Annotated in this window: 17 protein-coding genes (1 of these 17 running past the window's edge); 9 read left to right on the top strand and 8 right to left on the bottom strand. The window is 68.0% G+C overall.

All coding sequences use genetic code 11. The annotated features are described in order from the left end of the window. Positions 1-53: 53 nt before the first annotated feature. From AB4Y98_RS09590 to AB4Y98_RS09565, 6 genes are all read right to left on the bottom strand, one after another. Positions 54-452: a hypothetical protein gene (locus AB4Y98_RS09590; RefSeq protein ID WP_032978532.1), complete on the bottom strand. Its 399-nt coding sequence runs from the start codon at positions 450-452 to the stop codon at positions 54-56. A 93-nt stretch (positions 453-545) separates the two neighbouring features. Further along, positions 546-2,585, bottom strand: coding sequence for an FUSC family protein (locus tag AB4Y98_RS09585; RefSeq protein ID WP_313251379.1), 2,040 nt, complete (start codon positions 2,583-2,585; stop codon positions 546-548). A 3-nt stretch (positions 2,586-2,588) separates the two neighbouring features. Then, the gene (locus AB4Y98_RS09580; protein WP_428704823.1) at positions 2,589-4,049 is read right to left on the bottom strand and encodes an efflux transporter outer membrane subunit; all 1,461 of its coding nucleotides are present in this window, start codon (positions 4,047-4,049) and stop codon (positions 2,589-2,591) included. After that, a complete protein-coding gene (locus AB4Y98_RS09575; protein ID WP_312787693.1) occupies positions 4,046-4,963 on the bottom strand; it encodes an efflux RND transporter periplasmic adaptor subunit in 918 nt (305 codons plus the stop codon). The genes AB4Y98_RS09580 and AB4Y98_RS09575 overlap by 4 nt, the downstream gene beginning before the upstream one ends. Then, positions 4,960-5,169, bottom strand: coding sequence for a DUF1656 domain-containing protein (locus AB4Y98_RS09570; protein ID WP_025875651.1), 210 nt, complete (start codon positions 5,167-5,169; stop codon positions 4,960-4,962). Before AB4Y98_RS09570 ends, AB4Y98_RS09575 begins: the two co-directional genes overlap by 4 nt. 107 nt (positions 5,170-5,276) lie before the next feature. After that, positions 5,277-5,732: a MarR family winged helix-turn-helix transcriptional regulator gene (locus tag AB4Y98_RS09565; protein ID WP_025875653.1), complete on the bottom strand. Its 456-nt coding sequence runs from the start codon at positions 5,730-5,732 to the stop codon at positions 5,277-5,279. Between the two features lie 597 nt (positions 5,733-6,329). On the opposite strand from AB4Y98_RS09565, the gene folE reads away from it, so the two are divergent. The 4 genes from folE to AB4Y98_RS09545 all read left to right on the top strand — a co-directional run bounded on the left by folE (position 6,330) and on the right by AB4Y98_RS09545 (position 12,605). After that, on the top strand, positions 6,330-6,941 hold the full coding sequence (folE, locus tag AB4Y98_RS09560; protein ID WP_089241981.1) for a GTP cyclohydrolase I FolE: 612 nt from the start codon (positions 6,330-6,332) through the stop codon (positions 6,939-6,941). Positions 6,942-7,050: 109 nt separating this feature from the next. After that, positions 7,051-8,520, top strand: a complete 1,470-nt coding sequence (locus tag AB4Y98_RS09555) for a DUF3375 domain-containing protein (protein ID WP_025875659.1) — start codon at positions 7,051-7,053, stop codon at positions 8,518-8,520. Further along, complete coding sequence (locus AB4Y98_RS09550; RefSeq protein ID WP_025875661.1) at positions 8,507-9,208, top strand: DUF4194 domain-containing protein; 702 nt, start codon at positions 8,507-8,509, stop codon at positions 9,206-9,208. Before AB4Y98_RS09555 ends, AB4Y98_RS09550 begins: the two co-directional genes overlap by 14 nt. 16 nt (positions 9,209-9,224) lie before the next feature. Then, the gene (locus AB4Y98_RS09545) at positions 9,225-12,605 is read left to right on the top strand and encodes an ATP-binding protein (RefSeq protein ID WP_442244242.1); all 3,381 of its coding nucleotides are present in this window, start codon (positions 9,225-9,227) and stop codon (positions 12,603-12,605) included. Between the two features lie 169 nt (positions 12,606-12,774). On the opposite strand, the gene AB4Y98_RS09540 is transcribed toward AB4Y98_RS09545, so the two are convergent. After that, positions 12,775-13,554, bottom strand: coding sequence for a sulfite exporter TauE/SafE family protein (locus AB4Y98_RS09540; protein ID WP_312110237.1), 780 nt, complete (start codon positions 13,552-13,554; stop codon positions 12,775-12,777). Between the two features lie 72 nt (positions 13,555-13,626). On the opposite strand from AB4Y98_RS09540, the gene AB4Y98_RS09535 reads away from it, so the two are divergent. Next, positions 13,627-14,019 carry a YchJ family metal-binding protein gene (locus tag AB4Y98_RS09535; RefSeq protein WP_312110238.1) on the top strand — a complete coding sequence of 131 codons (393 nt, stop codon included), beginning with the start codon at positions 13,627-13,629 and terminating at the stop codon, positions 14,017-14,019. Here AB4Y98_RS09535 and AB4Y98_RS09530 read toward each other — a convergent pair. Next, entirely contained in the window at positions 14,001-15,302 is a 1,302-nt protein-coding gene (locus AB4Y98_RS09530) for a diguanylate cyclase (RefSeq protein WP_442244241.1), read from the bottom strand. The genes AB4Y98_RS09535 and AB4Y98_RS09530 overlap by 19 nt on opposite strands. A gap of 146 nt (positions 15,303-15,448) precedes the next feature. On the opposite strand from AB4Y98_RS09530, the gene egtB reads away from it, so the two are divergent. The 4 genes from egtB to AB4Y98_RS09510 form a co-directional block, all read left to right on the top strand. Next, the gene (gene egtB / locus AB4Y98_RS09525; RefSeq protein WP_442244240.1) at positions 15,449-16,720 is read left to right on the top strand and encodes an ergothioneine biosynthesis protein EgtB; all 1,272 of its coding nucleotides are present in this window, start codon (positions 15,449-15,451) and stop codon (positions 16,718-16,720) included. Then, complete coding sequence (egtD, locus tag AB4Y98_RS09520; protein ID WP_442244239.1) at positions 16,717-17,694, top strand: L-histidine N(alpha)-methyltransferase; 978 nt, start codon at positions 16,717-16,719, stop codon at positions 17,692-17,694. The genes egtB and egtD overlap by 4 nt, the downstream gene beginning before the upstream one ends. Positions 17,695-17,831: 137 nt before the next feature. Beyond that, positions 17,832-19,967 (top strand): lytic murein transglycosylase, encoded by a 2,136-nt coding sequence (locus AB4Y98_RS09515; RefSeq protein WP_442244282.1) that lies wholly within the window; start codon positions 17,832-17,834, stop codon positions 19,965-19,967. Between the two features lie 30 nt (positions 19,968-19,997). Beyond that, positions 19,998-20,212 carry the start of a DUF2628 domain-containing protein gene (locus AB4Y98_RS09510; protein ID WP_223497335.1) on the top strand. It continues 346 nt past the right edge of the window, so only the first 215 of its 561 coding nucleotides appear in the window; the start codon lies at positions 19,998-20,000; its stop codon lies off the right edge, out of view.

The following is a 20,212-nucleotide window of genomic DNA, read 5'->3' as shown; positions in this document are numbered from 1 at the left end:
TTTTGCCGTTGCCGTTGATTCGGCAGGTGCAGGGCGCAGCCCTGCCGCCAAACCTATTCCGGCATCAACACCAACCCATCCGGATACACGATCGCGGCTTCGTCCGCACTGACATCGAAGAACCCCACGCCGTGCTTCTCGGCCAGGTCCTGCACCCGTCCATGCGCGCGCTCGGCCACCGAGTACGCGAACGCGCCATAGATCACATGGCGGCCGATGCTGTACTCGGTCACCTCGGCGCGATCATCATCGTCATTGCTCAGCGGGCCGTTCATCGGCGGAAACTCCTGCGCCATCTCCGCGAACCATGCCTGCAGCGCCGGGCTGCTGACCGCCGGATCGTCGTACTCGTGGCTCTCGCCCCACTGCGCCTGCTTCTCGAACCAGGCGATGAACGCCGCCGCTTCACGCGGGGCGACGCTGGCCTCGAACACCATCATGTCGTAACTCATTGAACCGTCCTGTGCAGCGCAGGGGTCAGAGCCCTCGCCCGTGGCGAAGGATCCGACCCCGGTGCGGGGTCTATGGGTGCACAGGGTAGCGTGCTACGGCTGCGGCCCCTCGGCTGCCAGCAGTCCCGGCGCCAACGCCTTTGCTTCCGGGAACAGCGCAAACCGCAGGCCGACCAGGCCCATCAGCGCCTCGTCGCGCGCCTTGCAGGCGGCCACGCTGCCGACCCGTCCCAGCGAGGTGTCCAGCCGTTCGCGCAGCGCCTCGGCCGCCACAATCGGCTTGCGTGCGGCGATCTGCCGGCGATAGTGCACGGCCACTTCCTCCAGGATGTGCTCGACCGCCTCGCGGCTGCGCTCCGGCAGCTCCAGGCGGGCGCGGCGCAGCTGCAGGATGTTCAGGCCGATGCGCGCCTCGTTCAGCATGTCCACCGACGCGATGTCGCTGCCTTCCGGAGTCGCCGCCAGGCGCGGTGCCAGCAGGCCAAGCAGATCCAGCATGCGTGCGGCGAAGCGCTGGCGATCCTGTTGGCCACGGCCTTCGGCCGCCTCGGCCAGGGTGGTCCAGCCCTGCCGTACCAGCCGGCGTGCGGTCCATTCGGCACCCACCGAACGGAACAGCCGGGTCATCACCACCGCAAAGCCAATGCCGATGAACATCGCGATCGACGAGTTGGCGAAGGTCTGCACGTTGGCACTGTAGGTGTTCTGCAGGCTGAGCAGCGCGGCCAGGTTGACCGTCAGCGGCAGCGCGAACAGCGCGCTCTTCGGGTGGTGCAGCAGCAGGCCCAACGGCAGGAACACCACTGCCAGCACCAGCGCCAGCAGGCCGAAGTCGTGTACGGCGGGGAACACGCCGAACAGGTACACGCCGGCGACCAGCGAAGCCACCATCGCCCACACCAGGAACGAGACCATGCTCGGCGCCGGATCATCCTGTGCAGCGAAGAACGCGGCGGTCACCGCGGCCATCATCGCGCCGTTGCCACCGCCCTCCCAGCCCAGGCCGATCCACAGCACGCAGTAGCTCATCAGCGCCACGCCGGCGCTGAGCGCGGAGAACAGTGCCATGCCGTAGTCGACGTGCTTGTCGGTGGCGGTGCGTTCGGTGCGGATGCGGTAGTGCGCACGGTCCAGCGGCGCGGTGCCCTGGTCGATTGCGTGCTGCAGGGTGCGGCAGTCCTGCCACAGGTCCACCAGCTCCTCCAGGCGCAGCAGCAGGCTGGCCAGCTGCAGGTGCTGCAGATCGCGGTCCACCTGTGGCTTCAGCGCACTGATGCGTGCGCGCAGGCGCGCGTAGTCGCTGGCACTGGACGGCGTGTCTATCCAGTCGTGGATGTCATCGACCAGCGTCGGCAGGCCCTCGGGCAGGGTCTGTCCATCGCTGCGCAGCGCACTCAGGCGGTCGGCGATCGATGACAGCACCGGCAGCAGCAACAGCATGCGTTCGCGCAGGCGCTCCATCGATACGGCCGCGCCGGCATGGCGTGGATCATCGCGGCGCAGGAACTCGATCAGCGCCTCGAACTGCACCAGGTCGGCGGCCAGCCGGTTGCGTGGGGCATGCGCGCGGCCGCGCTCGAGGATCTGCCGGCACCACTGCGCCGCGTCCTCCATCCAGTTGCCGATGCGCGCGCCCAGCATCGGCCGCACCGAGGCCGGGAACAGCAGCGAGGCGAACAGCACCGCTACCACCGTACCGAGGATGATCTCCTCGCTGCGCGCCACCACGGTGTCGAAGATGGTCTCCGGCGAAGTCACCGCCGGGAAACCGATGAATGCAGTGGTGTAGCCGGCCAGCAGGAACGCGTAGCCACGCGGGCCACGGTTGAGCAGGGCCAGGAACAGGCAGCCGGCCAGCCAGATCGACATCGCTGCGCTCAGCACCAGCGGCGTTTCCACCAGGGCGGGCAACATCAGCAGGGTGGCCAGGCCGGCGGCCAGGGTGCCGAGGATGCGGTACACGCCCTTGGCCCGGGTCGGGCCCAGCAGCGGCTGGCTGACGATGTACACCGTGCCCATCGCCCAGTACGGGCGCGACAGGTTGCCGGCCATGGCGATGTACAGCGCGACGATCGCTGCCAGGTAGGTCTTGATCGAGAACAGCCAGGCCTGGCGGTCGGTCAGCCCGTTCATCGCTTACCTCGCCGCCGTCGGCGCAGCCGCAGACGCGGCACTGTCCTGCCAGCCACCGCCCAGTACCAGGAACAGGTGGATCTGGTCGCGCGAGACCTGGGCTTCTGCCGCGGCCAGGGTGGCATCGCTGCTGGCCAGGCTGCGGTCGGCATCCAGGCTGGACAGGTACGGCGTGCGGCCGCCCTGGTACAGCCGGCGGTTCTGCTCTGCGGCCATCGCAGCCTGCTCCTGCGCCACGCGCAACGACTGCAGGCGGCGCAGATCCTGCGCATAGCGGTCCAGTGCGGTCTGTGTTTCGCGCAGTGCCTGCAGCACGGCATGGTCGAACTCGGCCAGCGCGGCATCGGCCCCAGCCTCGGCGGCGTGGATGCGTGCATGCGTGCCCGAGGACGGCAGCGTCCACGAGATCAGCGGGCCGAACGACCACTGCTGGGTCATCGGCTGGCCGAAGTCTTCCAGCAGGCCGGCGGCGCCGACCGAGGCGCCCAGGCGGATGTCCGGGTACAGCTCGGCAGTGGCGACACCAATCCGCGCGGTGGCCGAGGCCAGCTTGCGTTCGGCCTGGCGGATGTCGGGACGGCGCTGCAGCAGCGCGCGGCCATCACCGACCGGCAGCGGCTGGGCAAGGGTGGGTGCGTGCGCGCAGTCGATCACCCCGGCCGGCAGCTGGCCCGGGGTCTGCCCAAGCAGTGCCGCCAGCGAATAGGCGGCAGCCGAACGCTGCGCCTGCAGCGGGGGCAATGCGGCTTCCAGCAGCGCGACCTGGGCATTGGCGCGCGCCAGTTCCGGCGGCGTGCCGCGGCCTGCGCTGATCAACCGCTGGGTGACCGAACGGCTGCGCTGCTGCAGCTGCAGGGAATGCTCGGCTACATGCAGTTCGTGGTTGGCGTGGCAGATCTCCAGGTAGCTGCCGGCCACCTCGGCCACCACGCTCACCTGGGCCAGGTCACGTGCAGCGGCCACCGACTGTTCGTCGGCGCGGGCTGCTTCGGCACCGCGCTTGAGCTTGCCGAACAGGTCGAACTGGTAGCTCACCGCGAACTTGCCGTCGGCCAGGTTGATCACCGGCAGCTCGTGCTCCTGCAGGAACGACTCGGCCGACAACTGTGCGCGGCTGACACCGGCCTCGGCCTCGTACTCGAAGCCACCGGCGTCCATCGCCTGCTCGTACACCGCAGCAGCGCGGCGCAGATGCGCGTCGGCGGCCTTCAGTTCGACGTTGTCGCGCAGCGCCTGGGTGATCAGCCCATCCAGCACCGGGTCGTTGTACAGCGACCACCAGCGTGCCGGCAGTGCCTGGTTGGCAGCCACTTCGGGGTTGTGGGTATCGATGAACGCGGCATTCGCTTGCGGCCGCTTGAATGCCGAGCCTTCGGGCAATGCGTAATCCGGGCCGACGGTTCTGCACGCGGCCAGGCTGGCCAGCGCGACGATCAGGCCAAGGCGGGGCAGGGCGGCGTTCACAGGCCCGCCTGTGTCGGCGCAGCGCCGGCCTTCTTGTTCTGCACGTGGCGGCCGGTATCCACGGTCACCGTGGCGGTGCGCCCGGCGATCAGCTCCACGCCGGCAGGCACCTCGTCGATGGCGATGCGCACCGGGATGCGCTGCGCCAGCCGCACCCAGTCGAAGGCCGGGGTCACGTTCGGCAGCAGGGTGCTGCCGTTGCTGCGGTAGCGATCCTCGATGCCGGCGGCGATGCTTTCGACATGGCCGTGCAGAGGGGTGTCTTCGCCCATCAGGCGGATGTCCACGCGCTGCCCCGGGGAAACGCCGCGCAGGCGGGTTTCCTCGAAGTAGCCATCGATGCGGAACGAACCGGTATCCAGCAGCGCCAGCACCGGCTTGCCGGCCACCACGTAGTCGCCCACGCGCATGGTGCGGTCGTTGACCCGGCCATTGGCCGGTGCACGCACTTCGGTGCGGGCCAGGTTGAGTTCGGCCAGGTCGACCGCGGCCTGTGCGGTGGCCAATGCGGCCTGTGCGGCCTGCAGCTTGGCCCGGCGCACTTCGGCGTCCTCGGCGGCGACCAGATCCTGCAGGCTGCGGTCGCGTCCGATCTCGCGGCGCAGCTGCGCGACCGATGCCTGGCGTTCGGCCAGGCTGGCGCGGCTCTGCTCCAGCGCGATGCGGTAGCGCGCGCGATCGATCACGAACAGCAGGTCGCCCTTTTTCACCGCCTGGTTGTCGGCTACCTGCACCGTTTCGACCAGGCCGGACACATCCGGCGCCACCTGCACCACGTCGGCGCCGACGTGGGCGTCGCGGGTCCACGGCTCGTCCATGTAGTAGACCCACAGCTGGCGCAGCACCAGCAGGGCGACGATCACGGCTGCGCAGGTAAGCAGCACCGGCAGGCTCTTCTTCACGATCTTGTTCACGATTGCATCCAACGCAGGAGGTGGAACAGCAGGCCCAGCACGATCCCGTACAAGGCCAGGTTGAACAGCGCCGGGTGCCATACGTGGCGATAGGCACCGGCACGCTGCAGCAGCGCGTGCAGGCCGCTGTTGACCAGGTAGGCCAACACCATCAACCCGAGCAGGGTCGGGACGAACACTCCGTGGAGACTGAATTCACCGGGCATCGGTAGGGGCGGGGACGGTAGGGGAAGGGGAGGTGGAACAGGACAACGGCAACGGGCAAAAGCCGCTGGCGCATGCACGGCAGCGGCGGTATTCACCGACAACGGGCTTACGTGATGCGGTCGGCAGCCTCGGCCAGCAGGCGCCATGCCTTCAGCACGGCATGCAGTTCATCCATGGAAAGCTCGCCGAATACGTCCTGGCGCAGGCCGATCAACTGGTCTTCCAGTTCGCGCACCAACGCCTGGCCTTCCTCGGTCAGCCAAAGCAGGTTGGCGCGGCGGTCGCTGGCATCGCATTCGCGGCGGACCAGCCCACTGGCGCAGAGCTTGTCCAGCAGGCGCACCAGGGAAGGGCCTTCCATGCCCAGCTGCTGTGCCAGCGCGACCTGGCGGATGCCACCGCCGGAGCGGCCGATCATCAGCAGGGGCATGGTGCAGGCGGTGGAGATGCCGTAGCTGCCCAACCGGCTGTCGGCCAGGCGCTGCCACTGCCGCCCTGCGTACAGCAGGCCGGAGCTGAGCTGCATCTGCAGCACGGTGCGCTCGTCGAGGGGGCGGTCCATAAGTAATAGATAGGATACTACTAATTTCATTCCTATCAATAGATTTTACTGAATGGGTGGTGTGCTGAGGAAAGCGTTGCGCCTGCTGGCTATCGGTTGGGGTGGCGGAGGGCCGGGCGGGGTAGGACACGCTGCAAGTACGTCCCTGTAAGCTCGATCGGCGCATCCATGCGCCTCACGGTCCTACCCCGCCGGGCCCTCCGCCACCTACCCCACATCCCGCGGGCGTGGTGGGTTGGCTCTTTAAAGGCAAGGGCAGAAGCAGTGCGGACCAACGGTCCGCACCCACCACAGCAGCAGCCAGGACACCCTCCGAGGCCATGAACCCCAGCTTTTGACCCCGCTTTCGGGCGGACCGGCCGCGCCCGCAGGAAACCGTCAGGGAGCGGGAAGGGCGGCAGGGCAGGACCGTGAGGCGCAGGGATGCGCCGACCGAGCCCCCATGGATGGGTTTACGGCGTGTCCTGCCCTGCCGCCCTTCCCGCTCCAGATCGATAGCAATCCGGCGCCGGGCGGCCCCCCGATGAACCGTCCCCAGAGGACGACCCACCCCCCGGTCGGGTACGATGCTCGCCCCCCGTTCGGGCGCTGTATGCAATGAGCAAGAACAACGAAAAGGCCGCCCCGCAGGGCGATGTGACCCAGGTCCAGGCCGAGGATGCCGTGCGCACCCTGCTGCGTTGGGCCGGTGAGGACCCGACCCGCGAAGGCCTGCTGGATACCCCGCGCCGCGTGGCCGAAGCCTATGGCGACTGGTTCAGCGGCTACCGCGACGACCCGCGCGCCTACATGGAACGCACCTTCGAGGAAGTCGCCGGCTACGACGAACTGATCGTCCTGCGCGACATCGAATACGAAAGCCACTGCGAGCACCACATGGCGCCGATCATCGGCCGCGTGCACGTCGGTTACCTGCCGGCCGGCAAGGTGGTGGGCATCAGCAAGCTGGCACGCGTGGTCGAAGCCTACGCCCGCCGCTTCCAGGTGCAGGAAAAGATGACCGCGCAGATCGCCCAGTGCATCCAGGACGTGCTGCAGCCGGTCGGTGTTGGCGTCGTCGTCGAAGGCGCCCATGAGTGCATGACCACCCGCGGCATCCACAAGCGCGGCGTCAGCATGGTCACCTCGAAGATGCTGGGCAGCTTCCGCGAGGACGCCCGCACCCGCGCCGAGTTCCTGCGCTTCATCGAAGTGGGCGGCAAGCGCTGAGCGCCGTCGCCTCCCGGTGGCGGCCCCGCGTGGCCGCCGCTTTCGCCGTGCCTGCGCCGCGCCTTCGCGCGCGCGCCGGCCGCCGCGCCCTTCCGACCGATCTCGCTGCATGAAGCACCGCGAACGCATCACCCGTTATCGCCACCTGCGCGAACAGCCGCAATGGAAGCTGCTCGCCGCCGACCACGCACCGGAAATCATCGGCCTGCTGCAGGGCCTGCTGATGGACGGCGATCGCACGTTGCCGGCATCGGTCCTCAACGAGCGCCTGCAGCGTGCGCTGGACCAGCTCAACGGCGACGAGTTGTCGCGCGAGCTGCCGCGGACCGCGCAGGCCTACGTCGCCCATTGGCTCGCGCAGGGCTGGCTGGAACGCCGGCTGCCTGAAGGCGCCGACCAGGAGCAGTACGAGCTCTCGACCCAGGCGCTGCAGGCGATCCGCTTCGCCGACAGCATGGAGCAGGCCCGCGTGGCCGCCACCGAGAGCCGTCTGGCACTGGTGATCGAGCAGCTGTCGCAGCTGGCCGCGCAGACCGAGGCCGACCCGGACGCACGCCTGTCCGCATTGCGCGACGAGCGCGACCGCATCGATGCCGAGATCGCCCGTGTCAGCGCTGGCCGGGTGACGGCCCTGGACGGCAAGCGCGCGCTGGAACGCACGCGGCAGATCATCGGCCTGGCCGACGAGTTGACCGAAGACTTCCGCCGCGTGCGCGACGACTTCGAACAGCTCAACCGTGATTTCCGCGAACGCATCATCGATGACGAAGGCGAGCGCGGCGACGTGCTGTCCAAGCTGTTCGAAGGCGTGGACGTGATCGGCGAGAGCGACGCGGGCCGTAGTTTCCAGGCGTTCTGGCGCCTGCTCAACGACGCCGAACAGAGCGCCCAGCTCGATGCCGCGCTGGAGACGCTGCTGGCCCGTGGCTTCGCCCGGCGGCTGGATCGCAACGAGCGCAACTTCCTGCGCGGCTTCACCAGCACCATGCTCGAGCGTGGTGGCCAGGTGCATGACGTGCTGCAGAACTTCGCGCGCAGCCTGCGTGGTTTCGTGCAGAGCCGTGGCTACCTGGAACAGCGCCGCCTCAACCAGCTGTTGAAGCAGGCGCAGTCCGAAGCACTGGCACTGCGCGATGACTTCCCGGCGCAGCGCGCCATTGGCCGCGACCTGCAGCTGACCACCAGCCGCCTGCGTTCGTGGTCGCAGTGGAAGCTGCACGACCCGCGCAGCGCGCAGGTCGATGGCAACGTCGAATACAACGATGCGGCCAGCATCAGCCTGGAAAGCGTGGGCGATCTGGTGGCGTCGTCGGAAATCGATTTCCGCACCCTGCGCCGCGACCTGCACGACCTGCTCGACAGGCAGCCGAAACTCAGCATTGCCCAGGCCCTGTCGCAGCGCGAAGCGCCGCAGGGGCTGGGCAGTGTCATCGGCTACCTCTCGCTGGGCACGCGCTTTGGCAGCGTGATCGCCGGCGAACAGGAGCTTGCCGAATGGCGAGGTGGCGACGGACAGATCCGTCGTGCCCGCATCCCGCTGGTTTGGTTTACCCAGGAGAGACGCCATGAGCTGGCATGAAGACCCCATCGACGCACCGCATGCCGACCTGGCCGAAGACGCTTACCAGGCCGAGCCGGTGGCGACCGTGGCCCAGCCCCGGCGCGGCAACGACGTCTACTACATGGGCGATACCGGCCGCCTGCCGCTGGATGCGCGCCGCGCGCTGTGCCAGCTGCTGATCGGCCCCAGCATCGACCAGCTGCGTCACGCCAAGCTGTGGCCGGCACTGATCCGCAGCGAAGCCGGTATCCGTTCGGCGCTGTCGGACCTGTTCCTGGAACTGGTGCTCGACCGTGACAGTGGCGTGGCGTTCACCCGCCAGGCCGACACCGAAGATGTCGATGCACCGGTACTGCTGCGCACCTCGCCGCTGACCTTCATCGATTCGGTGCTGCTGCTGTACCTGCGCCAGCAGCTGGGCGAAGCCGATGCGCGTGGCAACCGCGCCGTGGTCGCCGATGCTGAAATGGCCGAAGCACTGGCCATCTACGAAAAGAACCTGTCCACCGATCGCGCCGGCTTCAACCGCCGTGTCGCCTCGGCGGTGCAGAAAATGAAGGACAACCACATCCTGACCCGCCTCGGCGGCCAGGAAGACCGCCACGAAGTCTCGCCGGCGTTGAAGCTGCTGTTCTCCGCCGAAGACGTATCCCAGCTGTCGGCGGTTTACCGCCAGCTGCGCGAAACCCCGGCCGCTGAAGCCTGAGAGACCCGAGCACCGCATGGCCATTTCCAAGCACACTCCCGCCCTGTTCAACGAAGGCCTGCCGGACCCGCGCCTGCAGCAGTTCCGCATGCGCCGCCTGCAGGTGCACAACTGGGGCACCTTCAACGGCCTGACCGAAGTGCCGATCGCCGAGCGCGGCTTCCTGTTCGTCGGCCGCTCGGGTTCGGGCAAGTCGACCCTGCTCGATGCCATGTCCGCCTTGCTGACGCCACCGGCCATCGTCGACTTCAACGCCGCAGCGCGTGAAGCCGAACGCAGCGGCCGCGACCGCAACCTGGTGTCCTACGTGCGCGGCGCGTGGGCCGACCAGCAGGACAGTGGCACCGGTGAAATCGCCACCCAGTACCTGCGCAAGGGCGCGACCTGGACCGCGCTGGTGCTGGAGTACCGCGCCGGCGATGGCCGCGTGGTCAGCCTGGTACGCCTGCTCTGGATCGCCGGCAGCAGCACCTCCGCCGGTGACGTGCGCAAGCACTACATGATCGCCGAGCGTCCGTTCGACATCGCCAAGGATCTGGGCGGCTTCGATCTCGACCTGCGCAAGCTCAAGCAGAAGCTGGCCGACGTCCATCACTTCGACACGTTCTCCGGCTATGCCGAACGCTTCCGCCACCTGCTCGGCATCGACAACGAGATGGCGCTGCGCCTGCTGCACAAGACGCAGTCGGCGAAGAACCTGGGTGACCTGAACGTCTTCCTGCGCGACTTCATGCTCGACACGCCGAAGACCTTCGACGCTGCCGAACGACTTGTCAGCGATTTCGCCGAACTCGATGGCGCGCACCAGGCCGTGGTCACCGCGCGGCGTCAGGTCGAAACCCTGAAGCCGGCGCGCGAGCACTATGGCGACCTGCAGGCGATGAGCCGTCGTCGCGGCGATGACGAAGCGCTCAAGCTCGGTATCGACAGCTTCCGCGAAAGCCGTCGACAGTTGTTGATCGAAGCGCGCCTGCGTGAAATGGATACGCGCGACCGTGGCCTGCTGGGCGAAGAAGCGCAGCGTCGCGCGGCGCTGGACAACCACACCGAGCGCCTGGCCGAGCTGGAACTGCAGCGCCGCCAGCAGGGCGGTGAGCGCATCGAGGAACTGGAACGCGAGCAGGGCCGCGCCGAAGCCGAACGTGATCGCCGCCTGGCCAAGCAGGCGCAGGCGCGTGACGCCGCACAGAAGCTGCAGGCCGCGTTGCCCGAGGATGCACATGGCTTCGCCGAGCTGCTTGAGCAGGCGCAGTCCGAACTGGAAGACCGTCAGCGTGCGTCGAGCGCCCTGGACGACGCCATCAGCGAACGGCTGGGCGGCAAGCGCGACGACGAGCGGCGCTTCTCCGACGTGCGTGGCGAACTGGAGGCGATGCAGCGCACGCCCTCCAGCATTCCTGCGCCGATGCAGAAGCTGCGCGCGCGCCTTGCCGAAGAAACCGGTATCTCCGAAGCGGCCTTGCCGTTCGTCGGCGAACTGATCCAGGTCCGCTCGGAAGAGCAGAGCTGGCAGGGCGCGATCGAGCGTGTGCTCGGTGGCTTCGCGCAGTCGCTGCTGGTCGATGACAAGCACTACAACGACGTCGCCGAATGGGTGAACCGTACCCACCTGGGCATGCGCTTCACCTACTACCGCGTGCGTCGCAATGACGATGCGTTCGCCCGCGAACCGTCCGCCAAGTCGCTGCTGCACAAGCTGGAACTACGCGACCACGTGTTCGAAAGCTGGCTGCGCCGCGAGCTGGGCAAGCGCTTCGACTACGAATGCGTGGACGCCAAGCAGCTGCGCAACGTCGACCGCGGCATCACCCGCGAAGGTCAGGTCAAGCATCCGGGCGACCGCTTCGAGAAGGACGATCGCAGTGCGGTGAACGATCGCCGCCGCTGGCTGCTGGGCTTCAGCAACCGCGACAAGCTCGCCGTCTTCGAGAAGGAAGCCCAGGAACTGGCCGCCCGTATCGCCAGCTGCGATACCGACATCGCGCGCCTGCGCAGCCAGCGTGACCGCGACAACGAACGTCGCCTGGCCTGCCACCAGCTGATCGGCATCAGCTGGAACGAAATCGACGTCGCCGCGCCTCAACAGCGTCTGGCCGACATCGAGGCCAGCCTGCACGCCCTGCGCGAAGGCAATGCCGACCTGGCCAGGATCGCCCAGCAGATCGACGCCACCCGCGCCGATATCGAGCAGGCCCGCCGCACTTACGAAGACACCCGCGTCGAGCGCGGCCAGCTGGTGCGCGAACGCGACCGCCTGGATCGTGCCCGCCAGCAGAGCCGGGCACTGGTCCTGCCAGCGCTGGCCGAAGACCAGGAAGCCGGCCTGGCCGAGCGCCTGCAGGAGCAGGGCCCGCTCAGCCTGGAAACGCTGGAAGCGCACATGCGCCAGGTCAGCAACGCGCTGAACGAACAGCTCTCGTCTTCGCAGCAGGACGTCAACCGCATCGAGAACCTGCTGCTGGGCTGCTTCCGCCGCTTCATCCAGCAGTGGCCGGAAGAATCGGGCGACTTCACCGTGTCGGTGGCCTCGGCCGAGGATTTCCTCGCTCGCCTCGAACGCCTTGAACGCGATGGCCTGCCGCAGCATGAAGAACGCTTCTTCGACCTGCTGCAGAACCAGAGCAAGAACAACCTGCTCGCGCTGCAGCGTCACAGCGCGGAGGCCCGCAAGTCGATCGGCCAGCGCCTGGACGAAGTCAACGCCAGCCTGGAGCAGGTGCCCTTCAACCGTGGCACCCTGCTGACCATCGAACTGAACGACCGGCGCCTGCCGGAAGTGCAGGAGTTCCACCAGCAGCTGCGCGAGGTGTTGTCGCAGCAGCAGACCGAGCAGCGCGACCTGGCCGAAACGCAGTTCACCGTCCTGCGCCAGTTGGTCAACCGCCTCGGCTCGCAGGAAGGCGAAGACAAGCGCTGGCGCGAAGTGGTGCTGGACGTACGCCTGCACGTGGAGTTCATCGGCGTGGAGCTGGATGTGGAAACGCGCCAGCAGGTCGAGATCTACCGCAGCGGCGCCGGCAAATCCGGTGGCCAGCGGCAGAAGCTGGCCACCACCTGCCTGGCCGCGGCACTGCGCTACCAGCTCGGCGGCGCCGACAGCCAGCTGCCCAGCTATGCCGCAGTCGTGCTCGACGAAGCCTTCGACAAGGCCGACAACGAGTTCACCGCGCTGGCGATGAACATCTTCGACAACTTCGGTTTCCAGATGGTGGTGGCCACCCCGCTGAAATCGGTGATGACGCTGGAACCGTTCATCGGTGGCGCCTGCTTCGTCGAGATCAGCGGCCGCCACGATTCGGGCGTGCTGCTCATCGAGTACGACGAAGAAGGCAAGCGCCTGAAGCTGCCGGAGCGCAGCCGCCAGCAGGCCGACGAACCGGAAGAAGCCGAAGCCTGATCGCTTCGGCCCGCCCTGGTAGTGCCGGCCGCTGGCCGGCAATCCCCTGTAGAGCCGAGCCATGCTCGGCTGCTCTTCGCGACCGGAAACAGCGTGCCAACCAAGGTTGGCACCTACCAGGTCATGAATCCCGATAGTGGTAGTGCCGATCGCTGGCCGGCAATCGCATTCACGAACTACGGAACGTATCCCACGCCATCCGCGCGATCAGCACCACCACCAGGCCCACGAACAATTTTCGGATGAACGGCGTGCCGCCCTTCAGCGCCAACCGCGTGCCCACCACCGAGCCGATGATGTTGGCTGCCGCCATCGGCAGTGCGAACAGCCACAGGATGTTGCCGGTCGGCACGAAGAACGAGATCGCCGCCACGTTCGTCGCCAGGTTCACCACCTTCGACGCGGCCGACGCACGCAGGAAGTCGAGCCCGAAGAAGCGCACGAACAGGAAGATCAGGAAGCTGCCGGTGCCGGGCCCGAAGAAACCATCGTAGAAGCCGATCGCCGCACCGATCGCCAGCGCGATCACCAGCTCGCGGCGGCCGATGTCCTGCGGCCGGTGCAGCGCGCCGAAGTCCTTCTTCCACAGCGTGTAGGCCAGCATCGCCACCAGCAGCACCAGTACCAGTGGCCGCACTGCGTCCTTGGGCAACAGGCTGACCGCCGTAGCGCCAAGGAAGGAGAACACGAAGGCCGTACCTGCGGCGAACAGCACCGGCTTCCACGGGAAGCGCACGTTGCGCGCATAGCGCCATGCCGCTGCGCCGGTGCCGAACATCGAGCTGAACTTGTTGGTGCCAAACAGCATCGCCGGGGTCTGCTGCGGCAGTACCGTGAACAGGCCGGGCAGCTGCACCAGTCCGCCGCCGCCCACGGCCGCATCGACCAGGCCGGCAATGAAGGCGATCACCACCAGCCACCACAACTCAGGAGGAATCAGTTCCAGCACGGCGCTCAATCGAAGTGAGGGCGCGACAGCATACGCCTGTCACATTGCCGCCGCCCACGCGACAATACCCGCATGAGCCGAACCGCCCCCGATCCCTGTCCCTGTGGCCTGGCCGCCGACTACGCCGCCTGCTGCGGGCGCTTCCATGCCGGCGACGCCGCGCCGGATGCCGAGCGTCTGATGCGCTCACGTTACAGCGCCTATGTGCGCCACCTACCGGACTACCTGCGTGCCACCTGGCACCCGGACACCCGTCCGGCAGAACTGTCGCTCGATGATGCCCCCGGCCAGCGCACCCAATGGCTGGGCCTGACCGTGCAGGACCACCAGGTGACCGGCAACGACAGCGCCGAGGTCCGCTTCACCGCCCGTTACCGCGTCGGTGGCGGCAGCGCGGTGAAAATGACCGAGCACAGCCGCTTCCTGCGGGTCGAGGGTCGCTGGTACTACCTCGACGCCGTCTGAGCCTGGCTGCCGCGCACGGCCAGCACGCGCTGGCCGCCATGCGCGCACACGCGGTTGCGGCCTTCCTCCTTGGCCGCATACAGCGCCTGGTCGGCCGCTTTGACCACCCCGGCAGGGCGCCGATCGACCCGGCTGTCGGCCAGGCCGATGCTGACGGTTACCTGCACCACCGCACCGCCACCGCCGCGCCCGCGCTGCTGCTGGCCGAGCGTATCGTCGCGGGTGCGCGTGCTGCGGTCGCGCAGTTGCATGCGGCTCTGTTCGATGCCCTGTCGCAGCGCCTCCACCGCATCCACGCAGGCCGATGCCGGGCGGTCGAGGAAAACCACGGCGAATTCCTCGCCGCCATAACGGAACGCACGGCCGCCGTCGCCCACCCGCGACAGCCGTGAGGCCACCAGTTTCAGCACGTCATCGCCGGTGTCGTGGCCGTGGGTGTCATTGAATTTCTTGAAATGATCCACGTCGATCATCGCGATGCTGTAAGTGCCGGTGGCGCGCTTGAGGGTCTCGTTGAACGCACGGCGACCGGGCAGGCCGGTCAGTTCGTCGCCGAAGGCCATGTGGAAGGACTCCTGCAGGGTCGCGCCCAGCATCAGCAGCAGCGCCGCTACGCTCAGCGCCGGCAGCAGCACCGGCTGCAGGAAGATCCGCGGCAGCATCCACCACAGGCACAGCAGGGCCAGCAGCATCGCCGTATGCAACGGCCGGGGCTGGCGCCACGCCTGCCATCCCAGCGCAGCGGTGGCCAGCAGGAACAGCACGGCAGGCAGCTGCGCCAGCGCGTTCCAGTTGCTCGGAATCCAGGGGAAGTGCCGGTTCGACAAAAGGTCGTGCATGCCCTGTGGCTGCTGTGTGGCAAGCAGGATGAAGATCGCCACCGCAACACCGCTGGTCGTGGCCCTCAGCAGCAGGTCCTGGCGGCGGCGGCCACGTTCGGGCCACAACGCATGGATGGCGAACAGCAACGGCAGCCAGGTCGAGATCGCGTGGAAGCGCAGTGGTGTCAACGCCGTCACTCGGCCCTCGCGCAGGTAGTGCCCAAGGTCCTGGTGCAGCACCGCGAAGGCCAGCGCCACCAGCAGCAACAGGCACAGCGTGCGCACCTGGTTGTACAGCAGCGCCAGCCCTGCACCCAGGCAGGCCAGCAACCACGGCAGGATGCGCTGCCCGGCGCGGCCGACATCATCGCTTTCCAGGCTCGCCCACAGCACCAGTGCGACCAGCACGGCGGGCAGCACGAACAGATAGTGCACAGGCTGTCGAAGCGGATGATGGGACACACGGAATTCCAGCGCGGTCACGACGCGGCCGCAGCACTGCCGTTAGCGGCGCAGCAGCGACCTTCTTGAATACGCGCAGCCTGATGTGAACACCGCGCCACCGGGCCATGACATTGCGCTCACCGGTCGCGGTCGAAGCTGGTCGCATGGACAGCGTACCCGCCGCCGTCGCTGCCCCGCAGCGTGACCTCGCCCGCCACTTCACCCATGTGCGGGGGCGCAGCGTGCAGCTGGCCGCACCCCTCAGCCCGGAAGACGCCCTGCTGCAGAGCATGGCCGATGCCAGCCCGGCCAAGTGGCACCTGGCCCACACCACCTGGTTCTTCGAACGCTTCGTGCTGGCCAGCCAGCCCGGCTACACCCCCTGGGATCCGGCCTGGGACTATCTGTTCAACAGTTACTACAAGAGTCTCGGCCCCGCCCACGCACGGCCTCAGCGCGGGTTGCTGTCGCGGCCCTCTCTGCAGCAGGTTCACGCCTACCGCCAGCATGTGGATGAGCAGGTGCTGGCAGGACTGCGCGCTGGCGATCTCGGCAGCGACGCCCTGCAGCACCTGCAGCTGGGGTTGCAGCACGAACAACAACACCAGGAGCTGCTGCTCACCGACATCAAGCATGCCTTCTGGTGCAATCCGCTGCAGCCGCCGTACCGCGAAGACCTGCCCATCGCCGTCAGCGCCCTCGGCACGCAGGGCTGGGTCGAACAGGGCGAACGCATCGTCAGCATCGGTGCGTCCGCCTGGCCGCAGCACGCGGCCTTCGCCTATGACAATGAATCGCCCGTGCATCGCGTGCTGCTTCCCGCGCATGCCATCGCCGAGCGCCCGCTCAGCAACGCCGAGTACCGCGCCTTCATCGACGCCGGCGGCTACCGCGATCCGCGCTGGTGGCTGAGCGAAGGCTGGGCGCTGCGCGAGGCCGAGCAGTGGCAGCATCCGCTGTACTGGGATGACGACCTGCTGCGCGAGTTCACCCTCGGCGGCTGGCGCGAGCTCGATCCGCATGCGCCGGTCTGTCACCTCAGTTACTACGAAGCCGATGCCTGCGCACGCTGGGCCGGTGCCCGCCTGCCCACCGAATTCGAATGGGAAGCGGCCGCCGCCTCGCAGCCGATCGAAGGCCACTTCGCCGACGACGACCATCTGCACCCGATGGCAGGGCAGGGCGATGGACTGCGCCAGTTGTTCGGCGACGTGTGGGAATGGACCAGCAGCGCCTATGGCGCCTATCCCGGCTTCCGTCCCTTCGCCGGCAACCTCGGCGAATACAACGGCAAATTCATGTGTGGCCAGTGGGTCCTGCGCGGTGGCAGCTGCGCCACGCCGCGCGGCCATGTACGGGCCAGCTACCGCAACTTCTTCATGCCACCGGCGCGTTGGCAGTTCTCAGGCGTGCGCCTGGCAAGGGATCTTTCATGAGTACCGTCCAGGATGCGCTGCAGGCGCTGACCGACCTTACCCCCGGCCGCCAGCAGATCCTTGCCGACGCCGTGGCGGGGTTGTCGCACGCCTCTCGCCAGCTGCCTTCCAAGTACTTCTACGACGCGCGCGGCTCGCGCTTGTTCGAGCAGATCACCCACACCCGCGAGTACTACCCCACACGCACCGAACTGGCCCTGCTGGACCGGGTGCTGCCGGAGATCGCGCAGGCGGTGGGTCCGCGCGTGCATGTGGTCGAACTGGGCAGCGGCAGCGGCCGCAAGACCGCGCGCCTGCTGGCTGCCCTGCAGGACCCGGTGGCCTATACGCCCATCGAGATCTCGCGCGCGGCGTTGCTGTCCAGCATCGACCATCTGGCCCCGGCGCTGCCGGACGTGGAAATGCTGCCGGTGTGTGCCGACTTCACCCGCCCTGTGCAGGTCCCCGCGCCAGAGCGGCCTGCCGCGCGCCGGCTGCTGTTCTTCCCGGGCTCCACGCTGGGCAACTTCGCCGATGAGGATGCGATCGCGCTGCTGCGCGCAATGCGCCAGACCATGGGCAAGCACGGCCTGGCCCTGGTCGGCATCGATCTGCACAAGGACCCGGCACTGATCGAAGCCGCCTACAACGACGCCGACGGTGTCACCGCCGCCTTCACCCTGAACCTGCTGGCGCGTCTCAACCGCGAGGTCGGCAGCGATTTCGATCTCGACGGCTTCCGTCACCAGGCCCGTTACAGCACCGCGCGCCTGCGCATCGAAACCGATCTGGTCAGCCAGCGCGAGCAGGACGTGCATCTCGACGGCCGCACCTTCCACTTCAGCGCTGGCGAACCGATCCGCGTGGAGTACAGCCACAAGTACACCGACGCCAGCTTCGGCCACCTGCTGCAGCAGGCAAGGCTGGAGGTGGCGGCATGCTGGAACGCGGACGATCCCGCCTATGGCCTGCGCCTCCTGCGCCCCTCACCCTAGGCACAGGTAGTACCGGCCGCTGGCCGGCAATCTCGGCCAACCTTGCTCTCCCTCCGCGTTACCATGGCTGCAGCACCGGCAACACGGAGGACGCCATGCCCATTCTGACCACGCTCGGCCTGGCCGCCGCGCTTGCCATGCCAGCGTCCGCGCCGCCGGCAGCAGCGGCAACCGCTGATCCCGCGTTCGCCCGCTGCATGGCGGGCCTGCAGGCTACGGCCGCCAGCCAGGGCATTGCCGCTGACCGCTTCAATGCGATCACCGCCGGACTGCAGCCCGACCCAACCGTGCTGCCGCTGCTCGATGCGCAGCCGGAGTTCACTACGCCGATCTGGGACTACCTGGCCGCACTGGTCGATCGCCAGCGCGTGGACGACGGTCGCGCCATGCTGCAGCAGCACCGTGACCTGCTTCAGCGCGTATCGGCGCAGTACGGCGTCGATCCAGTCACCATCGTCGCCGTATGGGGTGTGGAGAGCGACTACGGCCGCGTGTTCGGCAAACGCCCGCTGCTGCAGTCGCTGGCCACGCTGTCCTGTGCCGGCCGCCGGCAGCCCTTCTTCCGCGGCGAACTGCTGGCGCTGGTCAAGCTCATCGACCAGGGCGACCTGCAGGCGCAGGGCCTGACCGGTTCCTGGGCCGGTGCTTTCGGCCACACCCAGTTCATGCCCAGCACCTACGCACGCATTGCCGTCGATGGTGATGGCGATGGCCGTCGTGATCTGGTCGGCAGCATTCCCGATGCATTGGCTTCCACCGCCAACTATCTGAAGCGTGCCGGCTGGCGAACCGGCGAACCCTGGGGCATGGAAGTCCGTGTCCCCGCCGGGTTCAACGCCAGCCAGGCCGGCCGTACCCAGCGCCGGGCACTGGCCGACTGGCGCGCACTGGGCGTGACCGGCCTGGACGGCAGCGCGCTGGCGCCGGCTGGCCTGCCCGCCGACGCCCGCGCCGCGCTGTTGCTGCCGGCCGGCAACAAAGGTCCTGCACTGCTGGCGTTCCGCAACTACGACGCGATCTACAGCTACAACGCCGCCGAAAGCTATGCGTTGGCCATCGCCACCCTGGCCGACCGCCTGCGCGGGGGCAATGGACTGGTCACCGCCTGGCCTACCGATGATCCTGGCCTTGGCCGCGACGAGCGCCGCCAGCTGCAGACCCTGTTGCTGGCGCGCGGCCATGACATCGGTGCCGCCGATGGCATGATCGGTACCGCCAGTCGTCGTGCCATCCAGGTCGAGCAGCGCCGGCTCGGTTGGGCCGACGCCGATGGTCGCGCCGGCCAGCGCATCCTGCGCGCGCTGCAGAGCGAACCGCAGGCGAAGGTTCCGGCCACGCCCACCCGCTTCAGCCTTCCCACCAACTACAGTGCCGCGCAATCGCCGGCCATCCGGAGTCGATCCAGCGTGCAACAGATAAAGGGTGTCAGCAGCGGCCAGTTCCAGGGACTCGATGCCTGGCTGGTGGAAACTCCCCAGGCCACCGCCGCGATCAGCGTGTTCGGCGGGCAACTGCTCTCGTTCGTGCCCAAGGGCCAGCCGGATGTGATGTGGCTCTCGCCCAAGCGTGCCGCGCTGCCCACGCCGATCCGTGGCGGCAGCCCGGTGTGCTGGCCCTACTTCGGCCGCCAGGGGCAGGGCGACGACATGCCCGCCCACGGTTTCGTGCGCACCTTGCCCTGGGAACTGCAGCAGGCGCGCCGGCTCGACGATGGCAGCATCGAGCTGACCCTGGCCCCGCCGGCGTTGGACAACCTCGGCCTGCGCCTGACCATGACCGTCCGTGTCGGCCGTGAACTGCGCCAGCAGCTGGTCACCGAGAACACCGGCAAGGCTCCGGCCACCATCACCCAGGCGCTGCACAACTACTTCCGTGTCGGTGATGCCAGCAAGGTCGATGTCGACGGCGTCGACGGCCTGGACTACCTCGACAAGTTCGAGAACTACGCCCAGCCGCGCCGCCAGCAGGGCCCCTGGTCGCTGCGCGATCCGCGTGACCCGGGCCGCAGCGACCGCATCTACACCCAGGCCGGCGGGCACTATGTGCTGCGCGACCCGGTGCTCAAGCGCCGCATCGACCTCCGCACTGAAGGCAGCCGCTCGCTGGTGGCATGGAACCCTGGCGCCGAAGGTGCCGCCAGGATGGCCGATGTCGGTGACGGATGGCGCGACTATGTCTGCCTGGAAGCGGCCAACGCCGGTCCCGATGTGGTCACCGTGGCACCGGGCGGGCGTCATGTTCTGCTTCAGATCCTGTCCAGCGCGCCGCTATAGCAGGCTCTCCCTTTGGCATGGAAGGCCAGCATGAGCGCCCTCGATCCGCAGACTTCGCCCGGTAGCGAGAACCCCTATCTGGCGCCCGGCGCTGACGCCGATGTAGACACTGCACTGGAAGATGCCGACTACCTGACGCTGGTGGTCGGGCCCAATGCCGCCGCCTACCGTCGTTTCTGGCATGTGGACAGTGCGCTGCCGAAGCCTCCGCGCCGTTGGAACTGGCCCGCCTTCCTGTTCGGCAC

The organism is Stenotrophomonas sp. 2YAF26 (genome assembly GCF_052114625.1).
Taxonomy (GTDB): domain Bacteria; phylum Pseudomonadota; class Gammaproteobacteria; order Xanthomonadales; family Xanthomonadaceae; genus Stenotrophomonas; species Stenotrophomonas indicatrix.
This window is presented reverse-complemented; position numbering and strand designations above follow the sequence as displayed.